The sequence below is a fragment of the Streptomyces sp. NPDC047017 genome (assembly GCF_040644175.1).
Taxonomy (GTDB): Bacteria; Actinomycetota; Actinomycetes; order Streptomycetales; family Streptomycetaceae; genus Streptomyces.
In genome coordinates this window covers 1-25231 of sequence record NZ_JBEYVW010000039.1, presented here as the reverse complement: position 1 = coordinate 25231, position 25231 = coordinate 1, and the positions used below count along the sequence as shown (strand labels likewise).

Below are 25231 nucleotides of genomic sequence, written 5' to 3'. Positions count from 1 at the left end.
TTCCCTTTCCGGCGGTTCCGACTCTATCAGATCTTTTCTCGACCTGATCCCCGGTCAGCGGGGTCTGTCTTCCCGGCTGTTGGGCCGTTCCGACGAGTGAGACTTTAGCGGATTCCGTGCTCCCGAGCGAATCGGGGGCCGCGTCCTTTCGAACGTGGATTCCTCATTCCGCGAATACACATACCGATGACACGACGGCAGACAGAGTGAAACGACTGTCGTCGAGTGCTGATGGATACCTGCGGAGTGGCTGTCCGGGGACCGACCGGAGTCGGCTCTCACGTCGGACAACTCGAAGAACCTTACGGACGGCGGTGGGGCGTGTCAACTCCGGGACAGGCGGCGTGCCGGGGCGTACGCTGGCCGCCATGACGACGCGTACGTACCTCCAGCAGTGGTGGCCCGCCTGACGGCGGCCTCGCTCACGTACGCGAACCAACGGCCGCCGCCTCGGCGGCCGTTCTCGTTTCCCCCTCCAGGGCTCCCGGGACCACGCCGACCAGGGCGGCGGCACTCGACGAGGAGTGTGGAGATGACACGGGTCTTCAGCGGGATCAAGCCGACCGGGCACCTGACGCTCGGGAACTACCTGGGCGCCATGCGGCGGTGGGTCACGGTGGACCAGCACCGGGCGGACGCCCTGTTCTGCGTGGTCGACCTGCACGCGCTCACCGTGGACCACGACCCGGCGCGGGTGCGCAGGCTCAGCCGGCAGGGCGCGACGCTGCTGCTGGCGGCCGGACTCGATCCGCAGCGGTGCACCGTGTTCGTGCAGAGCCATGTCGACGAGCACGCCCGGCTGTCGTACCTGCTGGAGTGCGTGGCCACCGACGGCGAGATGCGGCGGATGATCCAGTACAAGGAGAAATCCCGGCGCGAGCAGGAACGCGGCGGCAGCGTGCGGCTGTCGCTGCTGACGTATCCGGCGCTGATGGCGGCGGACATCCTGGCGTACCGCACGGACGAGGTGCCGGTCGGTGAGGACCAGACGCAGCACGTGGAGCTGGCCCGGGACCTGGCCGTGCGGTTCAACCAGCGGTACGGGCACACGTTCACTGTGCCGAGGGCGATCCGTCCCGAGGTGGCGGCCCGGGTGATGAACCTCCAGGACCCGGTCTCGAAGATGGGGAAGTCGGAGGACTCCGGGCCGGGCATCGTCTATCTGCTGGACGAGCCGGACGTGGTGCGCAAGAAGGTCATGCGGGCGGTGACCGACAGCGGGCAGGACGTCGTCTACGACCGGCGGGAGCGGCCCGGGCTCGCCAACCTGCTGGAGATCCTGGCCGCCTGCCGGGGCGAGGAGCCCGAGCGGCTGAGCGGGGAGTACGGCTCGTACGGCGCCTTGAAGAAGGACACCGCCGAGGCCGTGGTCGAGGTGCTCAGGCCGCTGCAGGAACGGCACCGGGAGCTGTGCGCGGACCCCGGCTACCTGGAAGGGGTGCTGCGGGCGGGCGCGGAGCGGGCCAGCGGGATGGCGCGGCCCACGGTGGACGCGGCGTACCGGGCGATCGGGCTGCTGCCCGCCTGAGCGGGGGGGGGCGTCGGGGGTGGGGTCCGGGCGGTGGCCGCCCGGACCCCGCCGGCCGTCAGTTGTTGCCGGAGGCCAGCTCGCGGCTGCGGTCGCGGGCGGCTTCCAGCGCGGCGATCAGCGCGGCGCGCACCCCGTGGTTCTCCAGTTCGCGGATGGCGTTGATCGTCGTACCGGCGGGCGAGGTGACGTTCTCGCGGAGCTTCACCGGGTGCTCCCCGCTGTCGCGGAGCATCACGGCGGCGCCGATGGCGGACTGGACGATCAGCTCGTGGGCCTTGTCGCGGGGCAGGCCGAGCAGGATGCCCGCGTCGGTCATGGCCTCGACCAGATAGAAGAAGTACGCGGGGCCCGAGCCGGACAGGGCGGTGCAGGCGTCCTGCTGGGACTCGGGGACGCGCAGCGTCTTGCCGACGGCGCCGAAGATCTCCTCGGCGTGGGTGAGGTGGCCGGCGGTGGCGTGGGTGCCGGCGGAGATGACGGACATGGCCTCGTCGACCAGGGCGGGGGTGTTCGTCATGACCCGGACGACCGGGGTGCCCGGGGCCAGGCGTTCCTCGAAGAAGGCGGTGGGGATGCCAGCCGCGCCGCTGATGATCAGGCGGTCGGCGGGGACGTGCGGGGCGAGTTCGTCCAGCAGGGTGCCCATGTCCTGGGGCTTGACCGTGAGGATCAGGGTGTCGGCGGTCTTCGCCGCCTCCGCGTTGGTGACCGGGGTGACTCCGTGGCGGGCGCGGAGTTCCTCGGCGCGTTCCGGGCGGCGGGCGGTGACCAGGAGGTCGGCGGGGGCCCAGCCGGCCCGGATCATTCCGCTGAGCAGGGCTTCGCCGATCTTGCCGGTGCCGAGGACTGCGACTTTCTGGCTCATGGGGTTCATCCTCGCACCGGGGGCGGGCGGGGGCCGGTACGGGTCAGGGCTTGGTGGCGACGAGGAGGAGGACGTCGTAGGTCTCCTCGACGATGCCGTCGGGGAAGACCTTCAGCAGCTGCTCGCGCTCCTCGGCGAGGAAGGCCCGCTTGCGTTCCTCGGGGCAGACGAGGAAGAAGGAGTGGCTGGCGATGTTGGCGAGGTGGGCGTCGACGGGGACCCGGCGGCTCCAGCGGACCTGGCGGCGGGTGAAGTCGAGGCGGCCGGTGGGGTCGGCGAGTTCGGTGCGGGCGGCCCGCTGCTTCTCGGCGGAGACGTCGACGCCGAAGAACCGGCCGACGCGGCGGCCCGCCTCGGTGATCCACTCGATGTCCAGGGCGTCCGTGTTCCACCACAGGGCGAGGCTGCCGCCGGGGCGCAGGACGCGCAGGGCCTCCGGGACCGACCGGGCGGTGTCGGTCCAGTGCCAGGCCTGGGCGTAGGTGAGGAGGTCCACGGAGGCGTCGGCCAGCGGCAGGGCGTCGCCGCTGCCGCGCACGAGCGGGATGCCGGGGCGGGTGCGGCGGAACTCGTCCGCCATGCCGTCGCCGGGCTCGACGGCCAGCACCCGGGCGCCGCGCTCGTGCAGCAGCGCGGTCGCGATGCCGGTGCCGGCGCCGATGTCCGCGACGCGCGCGCCGGCCAGGGGGCGGCCGGTGATCTCCTCGACCGTGTCGAGGAGGGCGGGCGGGTAGGAGGGGCGGTGGGCGGCGTACTGGGCCGCGGCGGCGTTGAAGGAGTGGGCGCGGGCGGTGCGGGTGCCTCGGGCGGGCGACGGTGAGGTGGTCATACGGCCATGATCGCGCGGTGGGCCGCCGGGCGGCCGGGAGTTTCCGGGACCGCCCGGTCCTGGCCGGCGGTCAGGGGCGGCGGCGCTTCCTGGAGGGGTTGCCCGTACGGCGGGTGGCGCGGCGTTCGTACTGCTCGCGGGCCTGCTCGTACTCTTGGCGGCGCAGTTTCTCGCCGGGGGCCTCGGTGAGGGAGCGGACGAAGTAGGCGAGCAGCGAGCCGATGAAGCCGATGGCGAGCAGGCCGCGCAGGTTCGCCTGCTGGTCGGCGTCGGCGCGCCGGGTGAAGCCCTGCCAGCTGTGCCGGAAGGCGAGCGCGCCGCACACGGCGAACATGATGACGACCAGGGCGGAGACGAAGACGCCGGAGTCGGCGATCTGGAGGCCCTCGTAGGCCAAGCGCAGGACGAAGCAGGCGGCCGCGGCGGCGAGCAGCGAGCCGGCGGCGACCGCGGCGCGGCGCGCCGCGTAGCCGTGGTCGTGGTGCAGCCAGCTCGTGCCGAAGAAGCGCAGGGGCTCGGGCTGGGGTCCGGTGGGGCCGGGGGTGCCCGCGGCGGGGGTGTCCGGGGTGCCGTTCTCGTCGCTCACGGGACGATTATGGCTCCGGCCGGGCCGCGGGCCGTGGCCGGGATCAGCCGCAGCGGGCGGCGACGTAGCCGTCGCTGCCGGTGTGCACGTAGGTGTCGGAGACGTACTGGCCGTTGGCGATGTTGTCCCAGATGGCCGAGGTGCCGTACGGGCCGGTGACCGTGGTGCCGGGGCTCTGGCAGTAGATCGGCACCTCGGCGCCCTCGCTCAGGGTGCGGACGAGGGCGTAGCCGGTGCCGGGGCCGCTGCGGACGTTGAGGCGGACGCCGGGCGCCACCGCGTAGTAGCGGACGGCCGCCGCCGCGATCCGTACGGCCGCGGTCCGCGTCCCGTCGTCGTCACCGGTTCTCTCGGCGTGGTCGACAGACATGTGGTCCTCCCCCGTCGTCCCCGTGGCCGACTGCCATGGGGTGCTGTTGGCTGCTGCGAACCGCGCGCTGGAACATCTGTGCGTGATTCGGACGTAAACGCTAGCAAGCCTCCTCGGTCCTGTTCGAGCCATCGACTAGGCTCCGTGCGTCGCGCGCGCGGACGAACAGCACGGGGGTGGTCCATGACGCCACAGCGCAACACCGGGGCGGGCGCGGAAGCGGAACGTCCGGAGTACGCCGGTCACTACCGTCTTGAGTCGTGTCTCGGCTCCGGCGGGATGGGCGTGGTCCATCTGGCCCGCAGTACGTCGGGGCTCAAGCTCGCGGTGAAGGTGGTGCACGCCGAGTTCGCCAAGGACCCCGAGTTCCGGGGGCGGTTCCGGCAGGAGGTGGCCGCTGCCCGGCAGGTGAGCGGCGCCTTCACGGCGTCGGTCGTGGATGCCGATCCGGAGGCCGGGCGGCCCTGGATGGCCACCTTGTTCATTCCCGGTCCGACGCTCGCCGAGCAGGTGAAGCGGAACGGTCCGATGGCTCCCGCGCAGGTACGCCGGCTGATGGCCGGGCTGGCCGAGGCGCTGCGGGACATCCACCGGGTGGGTGTGGTGCACCGGGACCTCAAGCCGAGCAACGTGCTGCTGGCCGAGGACGGCCCGAAGGTCATCGACTTCGGCATCTCCCGGCCGAAGGACAGCGAACTGCGCACCGAGACGGGCAAGTTGATCGGCACGCCGCCGTTCATGGCGCCCGAGCAGTTCCGCCGGCCCCGGGAGGTGGGTCCGGCGGCGGACGTCTTCGCGCTGGGGTCCGTGCTGGTGCACGCGGCGACCGGGCGGGGGCCGTTCGACTCCGACAGCCCGTACATCGTCGCCTACCAGGTGGTGCACGACGAGCCCGATCTGACCGGCGTACCGGAGGATCTCGCCCCGCTGGTGCTGCGCTGCCTGGCCAAGGAGCCGGAGGACCGGCCGACGCCGGACGAGCTGATGCGCGAGCTGCGCTCGACGTCGGCCGCGTACGACACCCAGGCGTTCGTCCCCGGCCAGTGGGACCAGGGGGCGGGGGACGGACTCCGAGCTGGGGAGGATCTCCGGCCCGGGGACGATCTCCGGCCCGGGTCCGGGCCTCGGTCCGGGGCCGAGGGGCGGGCAGCGTCCGAAGGGCAGCCGGGGGGCGAGGGCCGATCGGGGTCCGGTGCCGGGCGGGCGTCGCGGGTCTTCGCCGCCGGGCCGGTGCGCAGGCGGACGGCCGTGGTGGCGGGGGCGCTCGGGCTGGTCGTGGCCGGGACGTTCGGCGCGCTCCAGTGGTTCGGGGACGACGGTCCGGCGCCCGTGAACGCCAGTGCGCGGGCCACGGCGGCCACGGCGGCCGCGTTCGACGGGTGGGCGGTGCGGCCGGTGGCCGGGCGGGCGGCCGTGCCGCAGTGCGCGTACGGCGCGGGCACGCTGTTCTGCGCGCAGTCCGGCGAGGTCGTCGCCCTGGCCCCGGCCGACGGTGCCGTGCGGTGGCGGCGGCCGGTCGGGCAGGCCGGTGCGGCCGCGCCGGTCCTCTCCGGCGGTCTGGTGCACGTCACCACGGCGGACGGCCGGCAGCTCGCCGCGCTCGATCCCGCCTCGGGCCGGACCCGCTGGTCGCGAGCGGTGCCCGCGGGGAGCGGATGGGTGTCCGCGGGCGGCACGCTCCTGCTCACCGGCGGCGGCGCGGCCGTCACCGGCGTGGACGGCGCCTCGGGCCGTACCCGGTGGAGCCACTCGGTGCCCGGGGACGGCGCACCGCTCCTCGCCGCCTTCCCCGGGGACCCGCTGGCCTATGCGACGAGCACGTCCGGGGACGGGGCGTGGACGCGGATCGCCGCCCTGGACCCCGGCACCGGGGCCGTCCGCTGGGAGGCCCGGCTCAAGGGCTCGCTGCGGCCGGTGGGCGCCGAGGGCGGCTCGGTGTACTTCCTCGGCCTCGATCCCGTGTACGGGGACGCCCGCTCGGTCGTCCGGTACACCGCCGCGACCAAGGCGGTACGCCGGGTGGCGCTGCCCGTGCCGCGGCAGGGCCCGCAGGCCGACGTACGGGACGGTGTGGTGCACGTGCTGGCGTCCGGCGGCGCCCTGGAGGCCGTCGACGCGGGCACGGGCAGGCGGCTGTGGGAGCTGGAGACGGCGGTGAGCCGCGGCTCGGCGCCGGTCTCCGACGCCGGGCACGTGTACGTCACCGCGGCGGACGGGCGGCTGCTCGCGGTGGACGCGCGCACGGGCCGGCTGCTCGGGCAGACCCGGCCCCGGCTCGGCGACCTGGCGGGCACCCTGGCCGCGCCCGTGGTCGCCGACGGCCGCGCCTACGCCGGTGCCCCGGACGGCGCGCTCTTCGCCGTCGACGCGGAGCGTCCCGCGGCCTGGTGACACGGCGAGGGGCCGCCCCCGGGTGGGAGCGGCCCCTGCGGACGCGCGAGTGCGTGGGTGGGACGAGTGGCCGGGTCAGCCCAGCTTGGAGACGTCCCGCACGGCGCCCTTGTCGGCGCTGGTGGCCATCGCCGCGTAGGCGCGCAGGGCGGCCGTGACCTTGCGGTCGCGGTTCTTCGGGGCGTACGCGCCGCCCAGGGCCTGCTCGCGGCGGGCCAGTTCCGCGTCGTCCACCAGGAGTTCGACGGAGCGGTTCGGGATGTCGATGCGGATGCGGTCGCCGTCCTCGACCAGGGCGATGGTGCCGCCGGAGGCCGCCTCCGGGGAGGCGTGGCCGATGGACAGGCCCGAGGTGCCGCCGGAGAAGCGGCCGTCGGTGATCAGCGCGCAGACCTTGCCCAGGCCGCGGCCCTTGAGGTACGAGGTCGGGTAGAGCATCTCCTGCATGCCGGGGCCGCCCTTGGGGCCCTCGTAGCGGATGACGACGACGTCGCCGGCCGTGATCCGCTGGCTGAGGATCTTCTCGACGGCCTCCTCCTGCGACTCGCAGACGACCGCCGGGCCCTCGAAGGTCCAGATGGACTCGTCGACGCCCGCGGTCTTGACCACGCAGCCGTCCACGGCGAGGTTGCCGCGCAGCACCGCGAGGCCGCCGTCCTGGGAGTAGGCGTGCTCCAGGGAGCGGATGCAGCCGCCCTCGGCGTCGGTGTCCAGCGCCTCCCAGCGCTCGGACTGGGAGAACGCCTCGGCGGAGCGGACGCAGCCGGGCGCCGCGTGCCACAGCTCGACGGCCTCGGGGGACGGGGAGCCGCCGCGCACGTCCCAGGTCTTGAGCCAGTCGGCCAGGGAGGGGCTGTGCACGGCGTGCACGTCCTCGTTGAGCAGCCCGGCCCGGTGCAGCTCGCCCAGCAGGGCGGGGATGCCGCCGGCGCGGTGCACGTCCTCCATGTAGTACGTGCGGTCCTTGGCGACGTTCGGGGCGACCTTGGCCAGGCAGGGGACGCGGCGGGAGACGGCGTCGATCTGCTCCAGGCCGAACTCGACGCCCGCCTCCTGGGCTGCGGCCAGCAGGTGCAGGATCGTGTTGGTGGAGCCGCCCATGGCGATGTCCAGGGCCATGGCGTTCTCGAAGGCCGCGAAGGTGGCGACGTTGCGCGGCAGGACCGTCTCGTCGTCCTGGTCGTAGTAGCGGCGGGTGACGTCCATGACCGTGCGGGCCGCGTTCTCGTACAGGGCGCGGCGGGCGGTGTGGGTGGCCAGGACCGAGCCGTTGCCGGGCAGGGACAGGCCGATGGCCTCGGTCAGGCAGTTCATCGAGTTGGCGGTGAACATGCCGGAACAGCTGCCGCAGGTCGGGCAGGCGTTCTCCTCGATGCGGAGGATGTCCTCGTCGGAGATCTTGTCGTTGGCGGCGTCCGCGATGGCGTCGATCAGGTCGAGGGTGCGCACGGTGCCGTCGACCAGGGTGGCGCGGCCGGCCTCCATGGGGCCGCCGGAGACGAAGACCGTCGGGATGTTCAGGCGCAGCGCGGCCATCAGCATGCCCGGGGTGATCTTGTCGCAGTTGGAGATGCAGACCAGCGCGTCGGCGCAGTGCGCCTCGACCATGTACTCGACGCTGTCCGCGATCAGGTCGCGCGAGGGCAGCGAGTACAGCATGCCGCCGTGGCCCATGGCGATGCCGTCGTCGACGGCGATGGTGTTGAACTCGCGCGGGATGCCGCCCGCCTCGCGGACCGCCTCGCTGACGATCCGGCCGACCGGCGCCAGGTGGGTGTGGCCGGGCACGAACTCGGTGAAGCTGTTGGCGATGGCGATGATCGGCTTCCGGCCGATGTCCGCACCGGGTACACCGGAGGCGCGCATAAGGGCGCGGGCGCCCGCCATGTTGCGGCCGTGGGTGACTGTGCGGGACCTCAGCTCGGGCATCGTCGCTCGCTCCTTCGGAGAGTTCTGCCGGGTGTTTTCGCCGGGCGAGTGGGGGGCCGCGGCGGCTGGGCAGAGTTCTGACTCCGTCGAGCGTACGCCGGTCATCCAGGGGGCGGGACGCGGTGTCCGCGATACGGGACGCGCGTCTCGGGTCAGCGGCGGGGGACCCGGGCCGTCGACGCCAGGTGGAGGCGGGTGAAGGCCAGTGCCTCGGCGAGGTCGGCCTCACGCTCCGCGCCGGACATGGCGCGACGGGTGTTGACCTCGATGACCACATGGCCGTCGAACCCGCTGGTGGCGAGACGTTCCAGCAGCTCGGCGCAGGGCTGCCCGCCGCGGCCGGGCACCAGGTGCTCGTCCTTCGCGGAACCCTTGCCGTCGGCCAGGTGGACGTGGCCGAGCCGGTCGCCCATGCGGTCCGCCATCTTCAGCGCGTCGGTGCGGGCCGTCGCGGCGTGGCTGAGGTCGATCGTGAAGTGGCGGTAGTCGTCCTTGGTGACGTCCCAGTCGGGGGCGTAGGCGAGCATCTCGCGGTCGCGGTAGCGCCAGGGGTACATGTTCTCGACCGCGAACCGTACGTCCGTCTCGTGCGCCATCCGCCAGATCCCGTCGACGAAGTCACGGGCGTACTGGCGCTGCCAGCGGAACGGCGGGTGCACGACGACGGTGCTCGCGCCGAGCTTCTCCGCGGCCGCCCGGGCGCGCTGGAGCTTGGTCCAGGGATCGGTGGACCACACCCGCTGGGTGATCAGCAGACAGGGGGCGTGCACGGCCAGGATCGGTATCCCGTGGTGGTCGCTGAGCCTGCGCAGCGCGTCGATGTCCTGGCTGACCGGGTCGGTCCACACCATCACCTCGACGCCGTCGTAACCGAGGCGCGCGGCGATCTCGAAGGCCGTCGCCGTCGACTCCGGATAGACGGAGGCCGTCGACAGGGCGACCTTCGCGTCCGGGATGCGTACGACGGGTTCCACCACGAGGGACAGGTTACGGGGTGGCGTGGGCGGGTGCGGGGCGTGTGGCGGGCGGTGCGGTCGTCGTCATCGTCGTGGCCTGCGCCTTCGGCGGGTTCGTGGTCCGCGTCACCCTATGGTGGCTCGCGTCACCCCTCGGTGGCCCGCGTCATGCCACGGTGGCTCGCGTCACCCCTCGGTGGCCCGCGTCACGCCACGGTGGCCCGCGTCACGCCACGGTGGTCCGCGTCACCCCATGTGGTCCAGGCGCCGCAGGATCACGCCCTCGCGCAGCGCCCACGGGCAGATCTCCAGGCGCTCCACGCCGAGCAGGTCCATCGCGGCCTCCGCGACCAGGGCACCGGCCGTCAGCTGGCCGGCCCGGCCGGGGGAGACGCCGGGCAGCTCGGCCCGTTCGGCGGCCGTCATCGCGGCCAACCGCGGCACCCACGCCTCCAGGGACTCCCGTTTCAGCTCGCGCTGCACATAGAGGCCCTCGGCGCTGCGCGCGGCCCCGGCGATGCGCGCCAGCTGCCGGAACGTCTTGGAGGTGGCGACCACGTGGTCGGGGGCGCCGAAGCGGCTGAACTCGCCGACCGTGCGCGCGATCTCGGTACGGACATGGCGGCGCAGTGCCCTGATGCCGTCCGGGGCGGGCGGGTCGCCGGGCAGCCGGCCGGCGGTGAGGCGGCCCGCGCCCAGCGGCAGCGACACGGCGGCGTCGGGTTCCTCGTCGATGCCGTAGGCGATCTCAAGGGAGCCGCCGCCGATGTCCAGGACCAGCAGTTTCCCGGCCGACCAGCCGAACCAGCGGCGGGCGGCGAGGAAGGTGAGGCGGGCCTCCTCCGCGCCGCTGAGCACCTGGAGCCGCACTCCGGTCTCGCTCTGCACGCGCGCGAGGACCTCGTCGGCGTTCGGGGACTCGCGCACGGCCGAGGTCGCGAACGGCAGCAGGTCCTCGACGCCCTTGTCCTCGGCGGCCCGGAGCGCGTCGCGGACCACCGCGACCAGCCGGTCCACGCCCTCGGCGCCGATCGCTCCGTCCGCGTCGAGGAGTTGGGCGAGCCGCAGTTCCGCCTTGTGCGAGTGCGCGGGCAGCGGGCGCGCGCCGGGGTGTGCGTCGACCACCAGCAGATGCACCGTGTTCGAACCCACGTCGAGGACACCGAGTCTCATGTACGGAACGCTACTGCCATCCGGGCGGGCCTCCGGCGGGGACCGGGCGTCTTACCCTGGACACGTGCCAAAGACGAAGAAGGCGAAGACCGGGACATCGGCGGGTCCGGCGGCGGTGCGGCCGGGGGCGCGTCCGAAGAAGGGCCCGGAGCCCGACGAGAAGGGGCTCGACTTCGCGCGCGCGTGGGTGGAGTTCCCCGATCCGGCCGACGAGGAGCAGGTCTTCCGCTGCGATCTGACCTGGCTGACCTCGCGCTGGAACTGCGTCTTCGGCAGCGGCTGCCAGGGCATCCAGGAGGGCCGCGCGGAGGACGGGTGCTGCACGCTGGGCGCGCACTTCTCCGACGAGGAGGACGAGCAGCGGGTCGCCGGGTACGTGGCGCGGCTCACTGCGGACATCTGGCAGAACCACGCCGAGGGCACGCGGCACGGCTGGGTGTCCGAGGACGAGGAGGGCTCACGGCAGACGCGTCCCTTCCAGGGCTCGTGCATCTTCCAGAACCGGCCCGGCTTCTCCGGCGGCATGGGCTGCTCGCTGCACATCCTGGCGGTGCGCGAGGGCCGCGAGCCGCTGGAGACCAAGCCGGACGTGTGCTGGCAGCTGCCGATCCGGCGGACCTTCGAGTGGATCGACCGCCCGGACGACACGCGGGTGCTCCAGGTGTCCATCGGGGAGTACGACCGCCGGGGCTGGGGCCCGGGCGGCCACGACCTGCACTGGTGGTGCACCTCGGCCACCTCGGCGCACGGCGCGGGCGACCCGGTGTACGTCTCCTACCGGGCGGAACTGACCGAACTGATGGGCAAGGCCGGCTACGACCGCCTGGTCGAACTCTGCGAACAGCGCCTGGCTTCCCGGCTACCCCTCCTGGCCCCCCACCCGGCGGACCCGGCGAGGCCGGAGAACCCGGCGGGACCGGCGGACCCGGCCTGACGGACTCGGTGGGGCCGGGCTGACGGGGCCCGGTGAGCCTGGCCGGACAGATCCTCCGGCGGACCCGGACGGACAGAACCCGGCGAGCCCGACCTGACGGGGCGCGACGGCCCTTGCTCCGGCCTGCCCGCCCCGGCGGGCCTCGGTGGCGCCCGGCCACTCCGTATCGGCGGACTCCGCCGGGCCCCTGGCGACGGCGTCCGGGCCGCGCGGCATGCCGGTCGGCCGACGGCTCACCCGCACTCCCCCCGCCCCGCCCCGGCGGAACCTTGCCGCACCTCGGCCGTGTCCGTCCTGCCCCCGGGCGGACAGCGGCCACACCGCCGTACGACGGCATCCAGGCCGTACGCGGTGGTGCCGGCCGCCCGACGGGCCCAGTCCGCACTCACCCCGCCCCGCCCTGACCCGCCCAACCCCGCCCAACCCCGCCCGGCGGAGCCCGGCCGCCCAGCCGCCCAGCCGCCCAGCCGCCTAGCCGCCCCTGCCAGCGTGTCCCCGACACGCGCCTCGCCCGTGACCCGTCCGCGTCCTGCCCGGCGGGCAGCGCCCGCACCCCCCCCCCGTACGACGGCCTCCGGGCCGTACACGGCGCTGCTCTCAGCCGCCCGACGGGCCCAGTCCGCACTCACCCCGCCCAACCCCGCCCGGCAGAGCCCGGCCGCCCAGCCGCCCAGCCGCCCAGCCGCCCAGCCGCCCCTGCCAGCGTGTCCCCGACACGCGCCTCGCCCGTGACCCGTCCGCGTCCTGCCCGGCGGGCAGCGCCCGCACCCCCGTACGACGGCCTCCGGGCCGTACACGGCGCTGCTCTCAGCCGCCCGACGGGCTGGGGCTGTCGTGGCCGGTGGTCGGTGGGGGTGAGCTGGGCGGGGTGGGGGACGAGGGGTCGGTGGGGGTGGTGGTGGGGCCGGACGTGGGCGGGTCGGTCCGCGGTGGGCCGGTGGGGTCCGCGGGCGGTGTCCGGGTGGGCGTCGGGTGCGGGTCGGCGGTCGGGGACGGGTCGCCCGGGATGGTGGTGCCGGGTGCCGTGCCGTAGCCGTCGATGGTGACCACGGCACCGGCCGGTGCGATCGCCACCCGCGCGCGCCAGTGGCCGGACGGTTCGCGCAGCGGGTCGACGTACACCTTGATCGTCAACGACTCGCCGGGCTCCAGGGTGCCCGAGGAACGGCTCAGGTAGAGCCAGGGCGCCGCGGTGGCGGCCGACCAGCGCACGGGCGCGGTGCCGGCCGCGGTCAGCGTGACGAGGGTGGTGTCGCCGCTGCTCGCGGCGGTCACGCTCAGCCGCCCGTCCGTACGGCCGTCGCCGTCCGCGCCGCTGACGACCTCCACGGAGACGTCGGGCCGGGCGCTCCCGCCGGCCCCGGCGCCGGGGCCGGTGCGGACGTTGCCCGTGTTCTCGTAGTCGCCCGTCTCCTCGCCGGCCCGCGCGCCGGGGCCGTGCGCCTCGCGCGCGGTGGCGGAGGGGCCGCCGCCCTCGCCGGTGGGCGTGGAGCGGTAGGCGGCCCACAGGGCCAGCACGGGCGCGGCGACGACGGTGGCGACGACCGTCGTCGTGACGGCACGCGCGCGCAGGCGGTCCCGGCGGGCCGCGCGGTCCTTGGGGTCCATCGGGAAGCCCCGCCGGTCGAAGCGCGGCACGGGGCCCCGCGCGCGCGGGGGCTGCGTCATCGCGGCGCGCACGGCCGCGCGCGGGGCGGCGAGGACGGGCAGCTCGGCGGGGGTCACGCCGGCGCCGGGCCAGCGCGCGGGGTGCGCCCGCTCGGCGGTGCGGCGGCAGCGCGGGCAGTCGTCGACGTGCCGGACCAGCTCGCGCCGCAGGGCCGCGCTGAGCACGAGCCGGTGGTCGCCGGTGAGCGGGGCCACCCCCGGACAGCTTCCGGCCTCGACGACGGCGAGCGCCGCGCGGGTGCGCTCCACCTCGCAGGCGGCCGCGGCGAGCAGCTCGCGGGCGGCGGCCGGGCTCAGTCCGAGCACGGCGGCGACCTCGTGGCCGGCGAGGTGGTGGCGGACCGCGAGTTCCAGCGCCTCGCGCTGCTCGGGGGTGGTGCCGGCCGCCTCCGGCCAGGCCAGCAGGGCGAGTTCGCGACGCCGCTGCTCCTGGACGTCCCCGGGCACGGCCGTCGCCCGCGCGGCCGCGCGGTGCCGGTCGTCGGCGGGGCGGCCGGCGGTGGAGCGGCCGGCGGCGTGCGCGGCGGGGCGGCCCGCCCTGGCCTCGGCCAGCTTGCGCAGGCACGCCCAGCGGGCCAGCGCGTACAGCCAGGCCCGGCGCTCCCCCGCGCTCTCCGGGCCGCGGCGCCGCTCGGCGAACGCCAGCGCGTCCCCGAGCGCGGCGGTCGCCGTGTCGTGGTCGCACAGCACGGACAGGCAGTAGGTGAACAGGCCGTCCAGATAGGGCTCGTAGCGCGGGGGAGTGTGCTGCGCCAGCGTGCGCGCGGCACCGCGGTCGCGCGCCTCGCGCTGCGCCCGGTGCTCACCGGTCGTACGGGCCGTACGGGTCGAGGTCTCCGGACTGCTGTTCATCACCTGTGCGACCGTAGGCGGCGGAGGTTCGTCCGTTCTTCCCTGTTGCGCACTTTTAATCCGTACGGGTGAAACGATCCCTCATACGGGGACAGGGAGTTTCCGTTCCGTCCTTCGAGTGAGTGTGTTCGAGGGTCTTTCCGGGCAGAGCGGCCGGCCGCGGCCTCCGGCGGGGGCGGCCCGGGGACGCGTTGTCAGTGGCGGCGGTTACGGTTTCGTCCATGGCTGCCCGTACGAAGACCACCAAGGACCGTCCGTCCTACCGCTGCACGGAATGCGGCTGGCAGACGGCCAAGTGGCTCGGCCGCTGCCCCGAATGCCAGGCGTGGGGCACGGTCGAGGAGTACGGCACGCCCGCGGTGCGCACGACCACACCGGGCCGGGTCACCACCTCCGCCCTGCCCATCGGCCAGGTCGACGGGCGGCAGGCCACCGCGCGCTCCACCGGCGTGCCCGAGCTGGACCGGGTGCTGGGCGGCGGGCTGGTCCCCGGCGCCGTCGTCCTGCTCGCGGGCGAGCCGGGCGTCGGCAAGTCCACGCTGCTGCTCGACGTGGCAGCCAAGGCCGCGAGCGACGAGCACCGCACGCTGTATGTCACGGGTGAGGAGTCCGCGAGCCAGGTCAGGCTGCGCGCCGACCGCATCGGCGCCCTCGACGACCATCTCTATCTCGCCGCCGAGACCGATCTGGCCGCCGTCCTCGGCCACTTGGACGCGGTCAAGCCCTCGCTGCTCGTCATGGACTCGGTGCAGACAGTGGCCTCGCCCGAGATCGACGGCGCGCCCGGCGGCATGGCACAGGTGCGCGAGGTGGCGGGCGCGCTGATCCGCGCCTCCAAGGAACGCGGCATGTCCACCCTCCTGGTGGGCCATGTCACCAAGGACGGCGCGATCGCGGGCCCGCGCCTGCTGGAGCACCTGGTGGACGTCGTCCTGCACTTCGAGGGCGACCGGCACGCGCGGCTGCGCCTGGTCCGCGGCGTGAAGAACCGCTACGGGGCGACGGACGAGGTCGGCTGCTTCGAGCTGCACGACGAGGGCATCACCGGCCTGGCCGACCCCAGCGGCCTGTTCCTGACCCGCCGGTCCGAGCCGGTGCCGGGCACCTGCCTGACCGTCACCCTGGAGGGCCGCCGCCCGCTGGTGGCCGAGGTCCAGGCGCTCACCGTCGACTCCCAGATCCCCTCCCCGCGGCGCACCACGTCGGGCCTGGAGACCTCCCGGGTGTCGATGATGCTGGCCGTGCTCGAACAGCGGGGCCGGATCAGCGCGCTGGGCAAGCGGGACATCTACTCGGCGACGGTCGGCGGGGTGCGGCTGTCCGAGCCGGCCGCCGACCTCGCCATCGCCCTCGCGCTGGCCTCGGCCGCGAGCGACACCCCGCTGCCGAAGAACCTGGTCGCGATCGGCGAGGTGGGCCTGGCGGGCGAGGTCAGACGGGTCACGGGCGTGCAGCGGCGGCTCGCGGAGGCGCACCGCCTGGGCTTCACGCACGCGCTGGTGCCTGGCGACCCCGGCAAGGTCCCGGCCGGGATGAAGGTCCTGGAAGTGGCCGACATGGGAGACGCGCTGCGGGTCCTGCCGCGCTCCCGTCGCCGGGAGGCCCCACAGGAGCAGGAGGACCGCCGGTAGACTTTGCCCTGGTCTCGCCCGTCCGTACGAACCCAGCGTGCGAAACGGGAGCGCCAGAAGAACCTGCGACCGGAGGAGTGCAGTGGCAGCCAACGACCGGGCAGCAGCTCCCGGAAAGTCCGGCGGGAGTTCCGGCGCCGATGGCTTGATGCGCGCCTCACTGAGCGCCGTGGCGCCGGGCACCGCCCTGCGGGACGGCCTTGAGCGGGTGCTGCGCGGCAACACCGGCGGCCTGATCGTGCTCGGCTCGGACAAGACCGTCGAGACGATGTGCACCGGCGGTTTCGTGCTGGACGTGGAGTTCACGGCGACGCGGCTGCGGGAGCTGTGCAAGCTGGACGGCGGCATCGTGCTGTCCTCGGACCTGTCGAAGATCCTGCGGGCGGGCGTGCAGCTCGTTCCGGACCCGACGATCCCCACCGAGGAGACCGGCACCCGGCACCGCACCGCGGACCGGGTCAGCAAGCAGGTCGGCTATCCGGTGGTCTCCGTCTCCCAGTCGATGCGGCTGATCGCCCTGTACGTGGACGGGCAACGCCGTGTCCTGGAGGACTCGGCGGCGATCCTGTCCCGCGCCAACCAGGCGCTGGCCACCCTGGAGCGGTACAAGCTGCGCCTGGACGAGGTGGCGGGCACCCTGTCGGCGCTGGAGATCGAGGACCTGGTGACGGTCCGGGACGTCTCGGCGGTCTCGCAGCGCCTGGAGATGGTCCGCCGCATCGCCACCGAGATCGCCGAGTACGTGGTGGAGCTGGGCACGGACGGCCGGCTCCTGGCGCTCCAGCTGGACGAGCTGATCGCGGGCGTGGAACCCGAGCGGGAACTGGTGGTGCGGGACTACGTCCCCGAGCCCACCGCCAAGCGCTCCCGCACGGTCGACGAGGCCCTCGCCGAGCTGGACAAGCTCTCCCACGCCGAGCTGCTCGAAATGTCCACGGTGGCCCGCGCCCTGGGGTACACCGGCTCGCCCGAGACCCTCGACTCGGCGGTCTCCCCGCGCGGCTTCCGGCTGCTGGCCAAGGTGCCGCGGCTGCCCGGTGCCATCATCGAGCGCCTGGTGGAGCACTTCGGCGGCCTGCAGAAGCTGCTCGCGGCCAGCGTCGACGACCTCCAGACCGTGGACGGCGTGGGCGAGGCCCGCGCCCGCAGCGTCCGCGAGGGCTTGTCCCGGCTGGCGGAGTCGTCGATCCTGGAGCGGTATGTCTAGTGACCCGCACCCCCGGCCACTGCCCCGCACCCCCTCGGCATCGCCTATCACCCAAAGTGATAGTTTGACACTATGAGTAACGTATACTTCGACATCACCATCGACGGCGCCCCCGCCGGCCGCATCGTCTTCAGCCTCTTCGACAAGGTCGTCCCGAAGACCGCCCAGAACTTCCGCGAGCTGGCCACCGGCCAGCACGGCTTCGGCTACGCCGGCTCGGGCTTCCACCGGGTCATCCCGCAGTTCATGCTGCAGGGCGGTGACTTCACCCACCACAACGGCACCGGCGGCAAGAGCATCTACGGCGCGGAGTTCGAGGACGAGAACTTCGACCTGAAGCACGACCGCCCGTACCTGCTGTCGATGGCGAACGCCGGCCGCAACACCAACGGCTCGCAGTTCTTCATCACCACCATCGTCACCTCGTGGCTCGACGGCAAGCACGTCGTCTTCGGCGAGGTCGTCGAGGGCCAGGACATCGTCGACAAGATCGAGTCCCTGGGCACCCCGTCCGGCGCCACCAGGGCCAAGGTCGAGATCGCCGACTCCGGCGTCGTCGAGAGCTGACCCACCACACCCCGGCCGGCCCCGCTCCCCCCTCGGGGGACGCGGGGCCGTCGCGTCTCAGGCGCCGGCGGAGCCGGCCTGCCGCTGGCACGAGGCGCCGGCCGCTCGCACCTCGGTGAGCGCCCGCCGCGCGAGTTCGGCGAAGTCGTCCTCGCCGGCCGCGTCCCGCCAGCGCTCGTGGGCGATCTTCCAGGCGAGCGCGCCCAGTTCGGCGGCCACACGGGCGGTCAGGTCGGGACTGCCGCGCCGCTTGAGCGCGTCGGTCATCGCGGCGACGAGGCCGAGTTCCTTCAGCGCCTCGCGTTCCCGCAGTTCCGGATTGGCGGCGATCACCGCCGACCGCCGGGCGCCGAATGCGCGGCGATCGGCGGTGAACACCTCCCGGCCGATCGCGTCCAGGGCATGCGCCACCACTTCGAGGGGCCCGGCTCCGGCCGGTGCCGTGTCGATCCCCTCGACGAGCAGTCCGGTCATCGCGCCCCCGCCGAAGAGCACCTCCCGCTTGTCCGGGAAGTACCGGAAGAACGTGCTCTTCGTCAGCCCGGCGCGCTCGGTGATCTCCACGACCGTCGTGTTCTCGTAGCCCCGCTCCTCGAACAGTTCGAGGGCGGCGACGAGCAGTCGCTCGGGTGCGTGGGGTTGCCAGCGGGCCATGGAGGACATCGTACGGGACTTGGTGCCGTCACTGATGTACGGTGATGAGACCAAGTCCCATCACTGCGTTCTGCTGGAGGCTGTCATGAGCCGTGCCGTGGTCTACGAGACGTTCGGTGGTCCCGAGGTGCTGGAGCTGCGGGACGTGCCGGAACCGCATGCCGGGCCGGACGAGGTCCGCGTCCGCGTCACGGTCGCCGGTCTGAACCCCATGGACTGGGGCATCGCCGCGCAGCCCGAGCTGGCGGCCCGGTTCGGCGTCGCCGTGCCGTCCGGCTTCGGGTACGACTTCGCCGGGGTCGTCGACGAGGTCGGCGCCCATGTCACGGGTTTCGCCGTGGGTGACCGCGTCCACGGCGGCGCGATGGGCCGGGCCGTCGCCGATCACGTGGTGGTCAGGGTGCCCACCGACTCGACCGAGCCGCTCTGGCACACGCCGGAGGGCATCAGCGACGAGGTGGCGGCCACGTTGCCGGTGGCCGGTATGACCGCCGCCGCCGCGCTGGCCGCGATCGGCCCGCGGTCCGGCGACACCGTCCTGGTCGGCGGCGCCGCGGGCGGCGTGGGCGTGTTCGTCACGCAGCTCGCGAGGCTCGCCGGCGCCCGGGTGATCGGGACCGCCGGGCAGGGCACGTTCGACTTCCTGCGCCGGTTCGGTGCCGAGCCCGTGGCCTACGGCCCGGGACTGGCGGACCGGGTCCGGGCCCTGGCTCCGGAGGGCGTGAGCGCGGCGACCGACCTGTTCGGCGTCGAGACGGCCGAGACCGCGCTCGCGCTCGGCGTGCCGCCCGAGCGGATCTCCACGATCGCCGCGGGCCCCACCCCTCCCGGCGGCGTCCGCGCGACCGGCGGTTTCGACGCGAGCCCGGACGCCATGGGCCGGATCTGCGACGCGATCCTGGCCGGCGCGCTCACCGTGCCGATCGCCGCGGCCTTCCCAGTCGAGCAGATCCGCGACGCCGTGACCCTGCAGGCCGGACGTCACGTCCACGGCAAGATCGTGATCACGCTGCGGCCGGACCGCGGCTGAACCAGACCCTGACCGCGGCCCCGGCGGACCGTGGCCTGCGACCGGCCGCGGGCCGGCGGCCGCCGGCGACCGCCGGCCCGCGGTCGCTCAGTCCGCCGACAGCACGAACGACGTCCGCAGCTTCCCGTACCCCGGCACCTTCGCCTCCACCAGATATGTCCCGGTCGCGGCCGAACCGGCCGGCGGGGTCGCGCACCGGGGGGCGCTCGGCTTACGGTCCCAGCGCACGGTGTCGGTGATGGAGCTGCCCGCGGGCACCCGGTACAGCAGGCTGCCGGCGCCCTTGGGGCAGTCGGCCGAGGACCAGTAGGGGCCGCTGCCGCCGGCGGACTGGCTGACCGTCAGCACCGCGGTCTTCGGCCCCAGGTCGGCCTTGCAGTCGCTGCCGGAGGAGTTCTTCGCGGTCAGTGCGAAGGTGGGCGTGTCGGTGGGCCCGTAGGAGTTGCGCACACTGCGCAGGGTCAACGTGACCGTGCCGGCGGTGCAGTCGGGGAGCGTGCTGCCGGCCGGCAGCACCGCGCCGGTACCGCCGCCCTTGCCGTCGTCGCCCGGGCCCGCGCCGGAGCCGCCCGTGCCGGTCCCCGCCGAGTCCGCGCCCCCGTCGGAGCCGCCCGGTCCCGAGCCGCCGGAGTCCTGGCCGCCGGACTCGTCGCGCCCGCCGGGGTGTTGGCTGATCGCGGGGCCCGGCTCGGAGGGGCCGGGACCGATGGTCGAGGGGGTGGGGTTCTTGCCGCCCGGGGCGCCGTCGTCGTTCTTGTGGCCCCCGCCGCCACCGGAGGCGGCGATCCAGATGACCAGCAGGGCCACCACGGCGGCCGCGGACAGCAGGACGACCCTCCGTCGCCAGTAGATGGAGGAGGGAAGCGGCCCGACCGGATTGCGCAGAGATCCCACGGCCCAAACTGTACGAGAGATCCTCCGTCCACCCCGCGCCACCCGCCGCGCCGACCACAACTTTTCCGGATCATCATCACGGCAACGCCCGTACCGGAGCGCCTTCTTGCGGTCACGGTGACCGCCCGGCGACGGTCCGTGACGAAACCGGTCCGCGCCGGGTCACACGCCCGTCCGCCGCCGCGTGGCAGGATCGGAAGCGTCATGACTGCGCCCACACTGCCCCCACACAGCAGCCCCACAGCCCCGGCCCCCGCCACCGACACCGCCGCGGACGCCGCCGCGGACCTCCGCGACACCGCCACCGACACCGCGGCCGGCGCCTCCGGCACCACCGCCGCGGACCCCGGCGACACCCCCGACGAGACTCCCGCCGACGACACCGCCGGCTCCCGCGCCGGCGCCCCCGGCGCCCCGCTCGGCGAGACCCTGCACACCCAGGTCATCTCCTGGTTCGACGGCAACGCCCGCGACCTGCCCTGGCGGCGCGCCGACGCCGGTGCCTGGGGTGTGATGGTCAGCGAGTTCATGCTCCAGCAGACGCCGGTCAGCCGCGTCCTGCCCGTCTACGAGCAGTGGCTCGCACGCTGGCCCCGCCCCGCCGACCTGGCCAAGGAGGCGCCGGGCGAGGCCGTCCGCGCCTGGGGCCGGCTCGGCTACCCGCGCCGCGCCCTGCGCCTGCACGGCGCGGCCGTCGCCATAACGGAACGGCACGGCGGCGACGTACCGGCCGAGCACGCGCAACTGCTCGCCCTGCCCGGCATCGGCGAGTACACGGCGGCGGCGGTCGCCTCCTTCGCCTACGGGCAGCGGCACGCCGTGCTCGACACCAACGTCCGCCGGGTACTGGCCCGCGCGGTGACCGGGGTGCGCTACCCGCCCAACGCCACCACCGCGGCCGAACGCCGGCTGGCCCGCACCCTGCTGCCCGAGGAGGAGTCCACCGCGGCCCGCTGGGCGGCCGCCTCCATGGAGCTGGGCGCGCTGGTGTGCACGGCGAAGAACGAGTCGTGCCACCACTGCCCGATCGCCGCGCACTGCGCCTGGCGGCTGGCGGGCAAGCCGGAGCACGAGGGACCGCCGCGCCGCGGGCAGACGTACGCCGGCACGGACCGCCAGGTGCGCGGCAAGCTGCTCGCGGTGCTGCGGGAGGCCCGTACGCCGGTGCCGCAGCCGGTGCTGGACCGGGTGTGGCACGAGCCGGTCCAGCGGGCCCGCGCCCTGGACGGGCTGGTGGCCGACGGCCTGGTGGAGCCGCTGCCGGGCGGGCTGTACCGGCTGCCGACGGCCTGACGCGCCCTCAGATCACGGCCGGGTGACGGTGCCAGGGGGGTCGCGGGTGCCGATGTGACGGACCCGCGCGCCACCCTCGCGCACCAAATCACCCTGAAACCGGACCAATCGCCTCATCTCCTTTCCCCGCACCGGCCTCCGTTACACAACCGACGCACAGCCGAGCGCTGGCCGCAGGCTGCCTCGGACAACGCCGTGACAACCCCTCCGTACCTTCAGTTGCGTGCCCGACGGGCACCGGACGGCTGCCGACCACAGCACGTCCGCATCACAGGCTTGAAGCCCGGTGCAGGTGGACCGGAAATCGGGGAGCGGAGGCGGTTGATCATGGCGCAGGGCGAGGTGCTCGAATTCGAGGAGTACGTGCGCACCCGGCAGGACGCGCTGCTGCGCAGTGCCCGCCGGCTGGTGCCGGACCCCGTCGACGCCCAGGACCTCCTGCAGACCGCGCTGGTACGGACGTACGGCCGCTGGGACGGCATCGCCGACAAGCGGCTCGCCGACGCCTACCTGCGCCGCGTCATGATCAACACGCGGACCGAGTGGTGGCGGGCGCGCAAGCTGGAGGAGGTGCCGACCGAGCAGCTCCCGGACGCGTGTGTCGACGACTCCACCGAGCAGCACGCCGACCGCGCGCTTCTGATGGACATCATGAAAGTCCTCGCTCCCAAGCAGCGCAGCGTCGTCGTGCTGCGACACTGGGAGCAGATGTCCACGGAGGAGACCGCCGCGGCACTCGGCATGTCCGCGGGAACGGTCAAGAGCACGCTGCACCGGGCGCTCGCCCGGCTCCGCGAGGAGCTGGAGGCCCGCGATCTGGACGCACGCGCGCTGGAGCGTGAGGAGCGGGAGCGTTGCGCGGCCTGACCGGCGGGGCCGGTGCCGGCCCCGAGCCCAGCGGGGCCCGGGAGCGGGGGACCTTCCAGGCGGTGATCACGGCACTGGCCGTGCTCGCCGCCCTCGGCCTTTTGGTGTCCGCCTGCGGCACGGGCGGCACCGGCGCCCGCGACGAGGGGCCGGCCGACGCCAGCTCCGTCGCGGCCGCCCCGCCCAGCCCCTCCCCCAGCCCCTCGGACACCCCGCGGGCGGTGGACGCGGTCCGGCTGGTCAAGGACGATCCGCAGGTCTCGCCCACCGTCAAGCGCGGCCTGAAACCGTGCGCGGCCGACGAGTACCCTGTCGACGTGTCGTACGGCAAGCTGACCGGAGGCTCCGCCGACGACATCGTGATCAACGTACTGACCTGCGGGGACGCGGTGGGCCTCGGCGCCTATGTGTACCGGGCGCGCGGCGGCCGCTACGAGAACGTGTTCCGCACCGAGGACCCCCCGGTCTACGCGGAGATCGACCGGGGCGATCTGGTGGTGACCAAGCAGGTGTACGAGAAGGGGGACTCGGTGGCGAACCCGTCCGGCGAGGACGTGATCACCTACCGCTGGTCCGGCACCGCGTTCACCAGGGCGTTCAGCACCCGCAACCAGTACAGCAAGGCCGTCGGCGGGGCCGCCTCGGCGGTCCCGGCCCCCGACGTGGACAACTGACCGCGGGAAGACCGTCCCGGGAGGGAACCGGTCGGCCCGCCCGTCCGCTCTCCTGGTGAACGTGTCCCGCGGCAACGCGCCGCGCGCCGGACGCGTCCCACAGTGAGCGCACCACCTGAAGCAGACGAGGACTGAGAGCACCGGGATGGCAGAACAGACCCACGTCCTGTTCGTCGAGGACGACGACGTCATCCGCGAGGCCACACAGCTCGCCCTGGAGCGGGACGGCTTCGCGGTCACGGCCATGCCCGACGGGCTGTCGGGCCTGGAGGCGTTCCGGGCCAGGCGGCCCGACATCGCGCTGCTGGACGTCATGGTCCCCGGCCTGGACGGCGTCAGCCTGTGCCGCCGCATCCGCGACGAGTCGACGGTGCCCGTGATCATGCTGTCGGCGCGCGCCGACTCCATCGACGTCGTCCTCGGCCTGGAGGCGGGCGCCGACGACTACGTGACCAAGCCGTTCGACGGCGCCGTCCTGGTGGCCCGTATCCGCGCGGTGCTGCGCCGCTTCGGGCACGCCGGCGGCGGCCGCGCCGAGGCCGGCTCGGCCGCGGCCGACGCCGGCGCGCTGACCTTCGGCGACCTGGAGGTCGACACCGAGGGCATGGAGGTGCGCCGGGCCGGGCAGCCGGTGGCGCTGACCCCCACCGAGATGCGGCTGCTCCTGGAGTTCTCCGCCGCGCCGGGCACCGTGCTGTCCCGGGACAAGCTGCTGGAGCGCGTGTGGGACTACGGCTGGGGCGGCGACACCCGGGTGGTGGACGTCCATGTGCAGCGGCTGCGCGCGAAGATCGGCCAGGACCGCATCGAGACGGTCCGCGGCTTCGGCTACAAGCTGAAGGCCTGAGCGGGCGGCCCATGCGGGGGAACACGCGGCGCCGGCTCTCGGGGCGCCTGGAACACGCGGACATCCGGACCGGGCTGCGCTGGAAGCTCAGCGCGGCCATCGCCCTGGTCGGCGCGCTGGTGGCGATCACCCTGAGCCTGGTCGTGCACAACGCCGCCCGGGTGTCCATGCTCGACAACGCGCGCGACGTCGCCGACCAGCGGCTCGTGCTCTTCCAGCCCACCTACGAACGTCCGGGCCGGCATCCCACCTCACCCGCCTTCCGGCTCGACGACCCGACGCTGCCCCGGGCGCTGCGCGACAAGGTCGAGGAGGGCCGGCGGGCCACCTATGTCTCCGAGCGCCACGGCAACGTACCGGACATCTGGGCGGCCATGCCGATCAAGGGCGGGCACGTCCTGTCCCTGCACACCCGGTTCCCCGACCGCAGCTCCAACATCCTGCGCGACCTCGACAAGGCCCTGGTCATCGGGTCCATCGCGGTCGTCCTCGGCGGCAGCGCGCTGGGCGTGCTCATCGGCGGGCAGCTCTCGCGCCGGCTGCGCAAGGCCGCGGCCGCCGCGAACCAGGTGGCCAAGGGCGAGCCGGACGTACGGGTGCGGGACGCCATCGGCGGTGTCGTACGGGACGAGACCGACGACCTGGCGCGCGCGGTGGACGCGATGGCGGACGCGCTCCAGCAGCGGCTGGAGGCGGAGCGGCGGGTCACCGCGGACATCGCGCACGAGCTGCGCACCCCGGTGACCGGGCTGCTCACCGCCGCCGAGCTGCTGCCGCCGGGCCGGCCCACGGAACTGGTCCTGGACCGGGCGAAGGCCATGCGCACCCTGGTGGAGGACGTTCTGGAGGTGGCCCGGCTGGACAGCGCCTCCGAGCGGGCCGAACTCCAGGACATCGTGCTCGGCGAGTTCGTCGCCCGGCGGGTGGCGGCCAAGGACCCGGGCATCGAGGTGCGGGTGGTGCACGAGTCGATGGTGACGACCGACCCGCGCCGCCTGGAGCGGGTGCTGCTCAACCTGATCACCAACGCCGGCCGGCACGGCAGGCCGCCGATCGAGGTGACCGTCGAGGGCCGGGTGATCCGGGTGCGCGACCACGGGCCCGGCTTCCCCGAGGCGCTGCTCGCCGAGGGCCCGAGCCGCTTCCGCACCGGCAGCGCGGACCGCGCGGGGCGCGGCCACGGCCTCGGCCTGACCATCGCCGCGGGGCAGGCCCGGGTCCTCGGGGCCCGGCTGACCTTCCGCAACGTACGGCCCGCCGGTGCCCCCAAGAGCGTCCCGGCCGAGGGCGCGGTCGCCGTGCTGTGGCTGCCGGAACACGCGCCGACCAGCACGGGCAGCTATCCGATGCTGCCGCATCAGGGGGCGTGAGCGGTCCGCCGCCCCTCTCCCGTCCCGGGGGGAGGTGAATGGGACACGCCAGACACCCGGGCTGAGCACAGGAGAGCGGGGGTGTGGACGAACGAAGGGCACCGGAGGGGGGC

At 74.1% G+C, this 25231-nt stretch carries 22 protein-coding genes; 12 read left to right on the top strand and 10 right to left on the bottom strand.

Features of this window, described 5'->3' with window-relative positions; translation table 11 throughout:
- The first annotated feature begins 532 nt into the window (after positions 1-532).
- On the top strand, positions 533-1528 hold the full coding sequence (gene trpS / locus ABZ858_RS36775; protein ID WP_361389246.1) for a tryptophan--tRNA ligase: 996 nt from the start codon (positions 533-535) through the stop codon (positions 1526-1528).
- A 58-nt stretch (positions 1529-1586) separates the two neighbouring features.
- On the opposite strand, the gene proC is transcribed toward trpS, so the two are convergent.
- The 4 genes from proC to ABZ858_RS36755 form a co-directional block, all read right to left on the bottom strand.
- Entirely contained in the window at positions 1587-2396 is an 810-nt protein-coding gene (gene proC / locus ABZ858_RS36770) for a pyrroline-5-carboxylate reductase (RefSeq protein ID WP_361389243.1), read from the bottom strand.
- A 43-nt stretch (positions 2397-2439) separates the two neighbouring features.
- Positions 2440-3225, bottom strand: a complete 786-nt coding sequence (locus ABZ858_RS36765; RefSeq protein WP_361389240.1) for a class I SAM-dependent methyltransferase — start codon at positions 3223-3225, stop codon at positions 2440-2442.
- Positions 3226-3295: 70 nt separating this feature from the next.
- A complete protein-coding gene (locus ABZ858_RS36760) occupies positions 3296-3811 on the bottom strand; it encodes an EamA/RhaT family transporter (protein ID WP_361389237.1) in 516 nt (171 codons plus the stop codon).
- Between the two features lie 43 nt (positions 3812-3854).
- Positions 3855-4181 carry an SH3 domain-containing protein gene (locus ABZ858_RS36755; RefSeq protein WP_361389234.1) on the bottom strand — a complete coding sequence of 109 codons (327 nt, stop codon included), beginning with the start codon at positions 4179-4181 and terminating at the stop codon, positions 3855-3857.
- A 183-nt stretch (positions 4182-4364) separates the two neighbouring features.
- Between ABZ858_RS36755 and ABZ858_RS36750 the strand changes: the two genes are divergently transcribed.
- The gene (locus tag ABZ858_RS36750; protein ID WP_361389231.1) at positions 4365-6572 is read left to right on the top strand and encodes a PQQ-binding-like beta-propeller repeat protein; all 2208 of its coding nucleotides are present in this window, start codon (positions 4365-4367) and stop codon (positions 6570-6572) included.
- 75 nt (positions 6573-6647) lie between these two features.
- On the opposite strand, the gene ilvD is transcribed toward ABZ858_RS36750, so the two are convergent.
- The 3 genes from ilvD to ABZ858_RS36735 form a co-directional block, all read right to left on the bottom strand.
- Complete coding sequence (gene ilvD, locus ABZ858_RS36745; protein WP_361389228.1) at positions 6648-8501, bottom strand: dihydroxy-acid dehydratase; 1854 nt, start codon at positions 8499-8501, stop codon at positions 6648-6650.
- A 152-nt stretch (positions 8502-8653) separates the two neighbouring features.
- Positions 8654-9478, bottom strand: a complete 825-nt coding sequence (locus tag ABZ858_RS36740) for a sugar phosphate isomerase/epimerase (RefSeq protein WP_361389225.1) — start codon at positions 9476-9478, stop codon at positions 8654-8656.
- A 225-nt stretch (positions 9479-9703) separates the two neighbouring features.
- A complete protein-coding gene (locus ABZ858_RS36735) occupies positions 9704-10630 on the bottom strand; it encodes a Ppx/GppA phosphatase family protein (RefSeq protein ID WP_361389222.1) in 927 nt (308 codons plus the stop codon).
- 64 nt (positions 10631-10694) lie between these two features.
- Between ABZ858_RS36735 and ABZ858_RS36730 the strand changes: the two genes are divergently transcribed.
- Entirely contained in the window at positions 10695-11564 is an 870-nt protein-coding gene (locus ABZ858_RS36730; protein WP_361389219.1) for a hypothetical protein, read from the top strand.
- A gap of 807 nt (positions 11565-12371) precedes the next feature.
- On the opposite strand, the gene ABZ858_RS36725 is transcribed toward ABZ858_RS36730, so the two are convergent.
- Positions 12372-14084: a hypothetical protein gene (locus ABZ858_RS36725; protein WP_361389216.1), complete on the bottom strand. Its 1713-nt coding sequence runs from the start codon at positions 14082-14084 to the stop codon at positions 12372-12374.
- Positions 14085-14305: 221 nt separating this feature from the next.
- Between ABZ858_RS36725 and radA the strand changes: the two genes are divergently transcribed.
- The 3 genes from radA to ABZ858_RS36710 all read left to right on the top strand — a co-directional run bounded on the left by radA (position 14306) and on the right by ABZ858_RS36710 (position 17489).
- Positions 14306-15715 carry a DNA repair protein RadA gene (radA, locus tag ABZ858_RS36720; RefSeq protein ID WP_361389213.1) on the top strand — a complete coding sequence of 470 codons (1410 nt, stop codon included), beginning with the start codon at positions 14306-14308 and terminating at the stop codon, positions 15713-15715.
- An 82-nt stretch (positions 15716-15797) separates the two neighbouring features.
- Positions 15798-16922: a DNA integrity scanning diadenylate cyclase DisA gene (gene disA, locus ABZ858_RS36715; RefSeq protein ID WP_361389210.1), complete on the top strand. Its 1125-nt coding sequence runs from the start codon at positions 15798-15800 to the stop codon at positions 16920-16922.
- 72 nt (positions 16923-16994) lie between these two features.
- Entirely contained in the window at positions 16995-17489 is a 495-nt protein-coding gene (locus ABZ858_RS36710) for a peptidylprolyl isomerase (protein WP_361389207.1), read from the top strand.
- Between the two features lie 57 nt (positions 17490-17546).
- On the opposite strand, the gene ABZ858_RS36705 is transcribed toward ABZ858_RS36710, so the two are convergent.
- The gene (locus ABZ858_RS36705) at positions 17547-18143 is read right to left on the bottom strand and encodes a helix-turn-helix domain-containing protein (protein ID WP_361389204.1); all 597 of its coding nucleotides are present in this window, start codon (positions 18141-18143) and stop codon (positions 17547-17549) included.
- An 85-nt stretch (positions 18144-18228) separates the two neighbouring features.
- Between ABZ858_RS36705 and ABZ858_RS36700 the strand changes: the two genes are divergently transcribed.
- Positions 18229-19173: an NADP-dependent oxidoreductase gene (locus ABZ858_RS36700; RefSeq protein WP_361389201.1), complete on the top strand. Its 945-nt coding sequence runs from the start codon at positions 18229-18231 to the stop codon at positions 19171-19173.
- Between the two features lie 87 nt (positions 19174-19260).
- Here ABZ858_RS36700 and ABZ858_RS36695 read toward each other — a convergent pair whose 3' ends face one another.
- On the bottom strand, positions 19261-20067 hold the full coding sequence (locus tag ABZ858_RS36695; protein ID WP_361389198.1) for a hypothetical protein: 807 nt from the start codon (positions 20065-20067) through the stop codon (positions 19261-19263).
- A gap of 204 nt (positions 20068-20271) precedes the next feature.
- Between ABZ858_RS36695 and ABZ858_RS36690 the strand changes: the two genes are divergently transcribed.
- The 5 genes from ABZ858_RS36690 to cseC all read left to right on the top strand — a co-directional run bounded on the left by ABZ858_RS36690 (position 20272) and on the right by cseC (position 25118).
- On the top strand, positions 20272-21360 hold the full coding sequence (locus tag ABZ858_RS36690; RefSeq protein ID WP_361389195.1) for an A/G-specific adenine glycosylase: 1089 nt from the start codon (positions 20272-20274) through the stop codon (positions 21358-21360).
- 327 nt (positions 21361-21687) lie between these two features.
- Complete coding sequence (locus ABZ858_RS36685) at positions 21688-22227, top strand: SigE family RNA polymerase sigma factor (RefSeq protein ID WP_037850418.1); 540 nt, start codon at positions 21688-21690, stop codon at positions 22225-22227.
- A gap of 74 nt (positions 22228-22301) precedes the next feature.
- Positions 22302-22901 (top strand): hypothetical protein, encoded by a 600-nt coding sequence (locus ABZ858_RS36680; protein WP_361389249.1) that lies wholly within the window; start codon positions 22302-22304, stop codon positions 22899-22901.
- A gap of 145 nt (positions 22902-23046) precedes the next feature.
- Entirely contained in the window at positions 23047-23748 is a 702-nt protein-coding gene (gene cseB, locus ABZ858_RS36675; RefSeq protein WP_361389192.1) for a two-component system response regulator CseB, read from the top strand.
- 11 nt (positions 23749-23759) lie between these two features.
- The gene (gene cseC / locus ABZ858_RS36670) at positions 23760-25118 is read left to right on the top strand and encodes a two-component system sensor histidine kinase CseC (RefSeq protein ID WP_361389189.1); all 1359 of its coding nucleotides are present in this window, start codon (positions 23760-23762) and stop codon (positions 25116-25118) included.
- Positions 25119-25231: the final 113 nt, after the last annotated feature.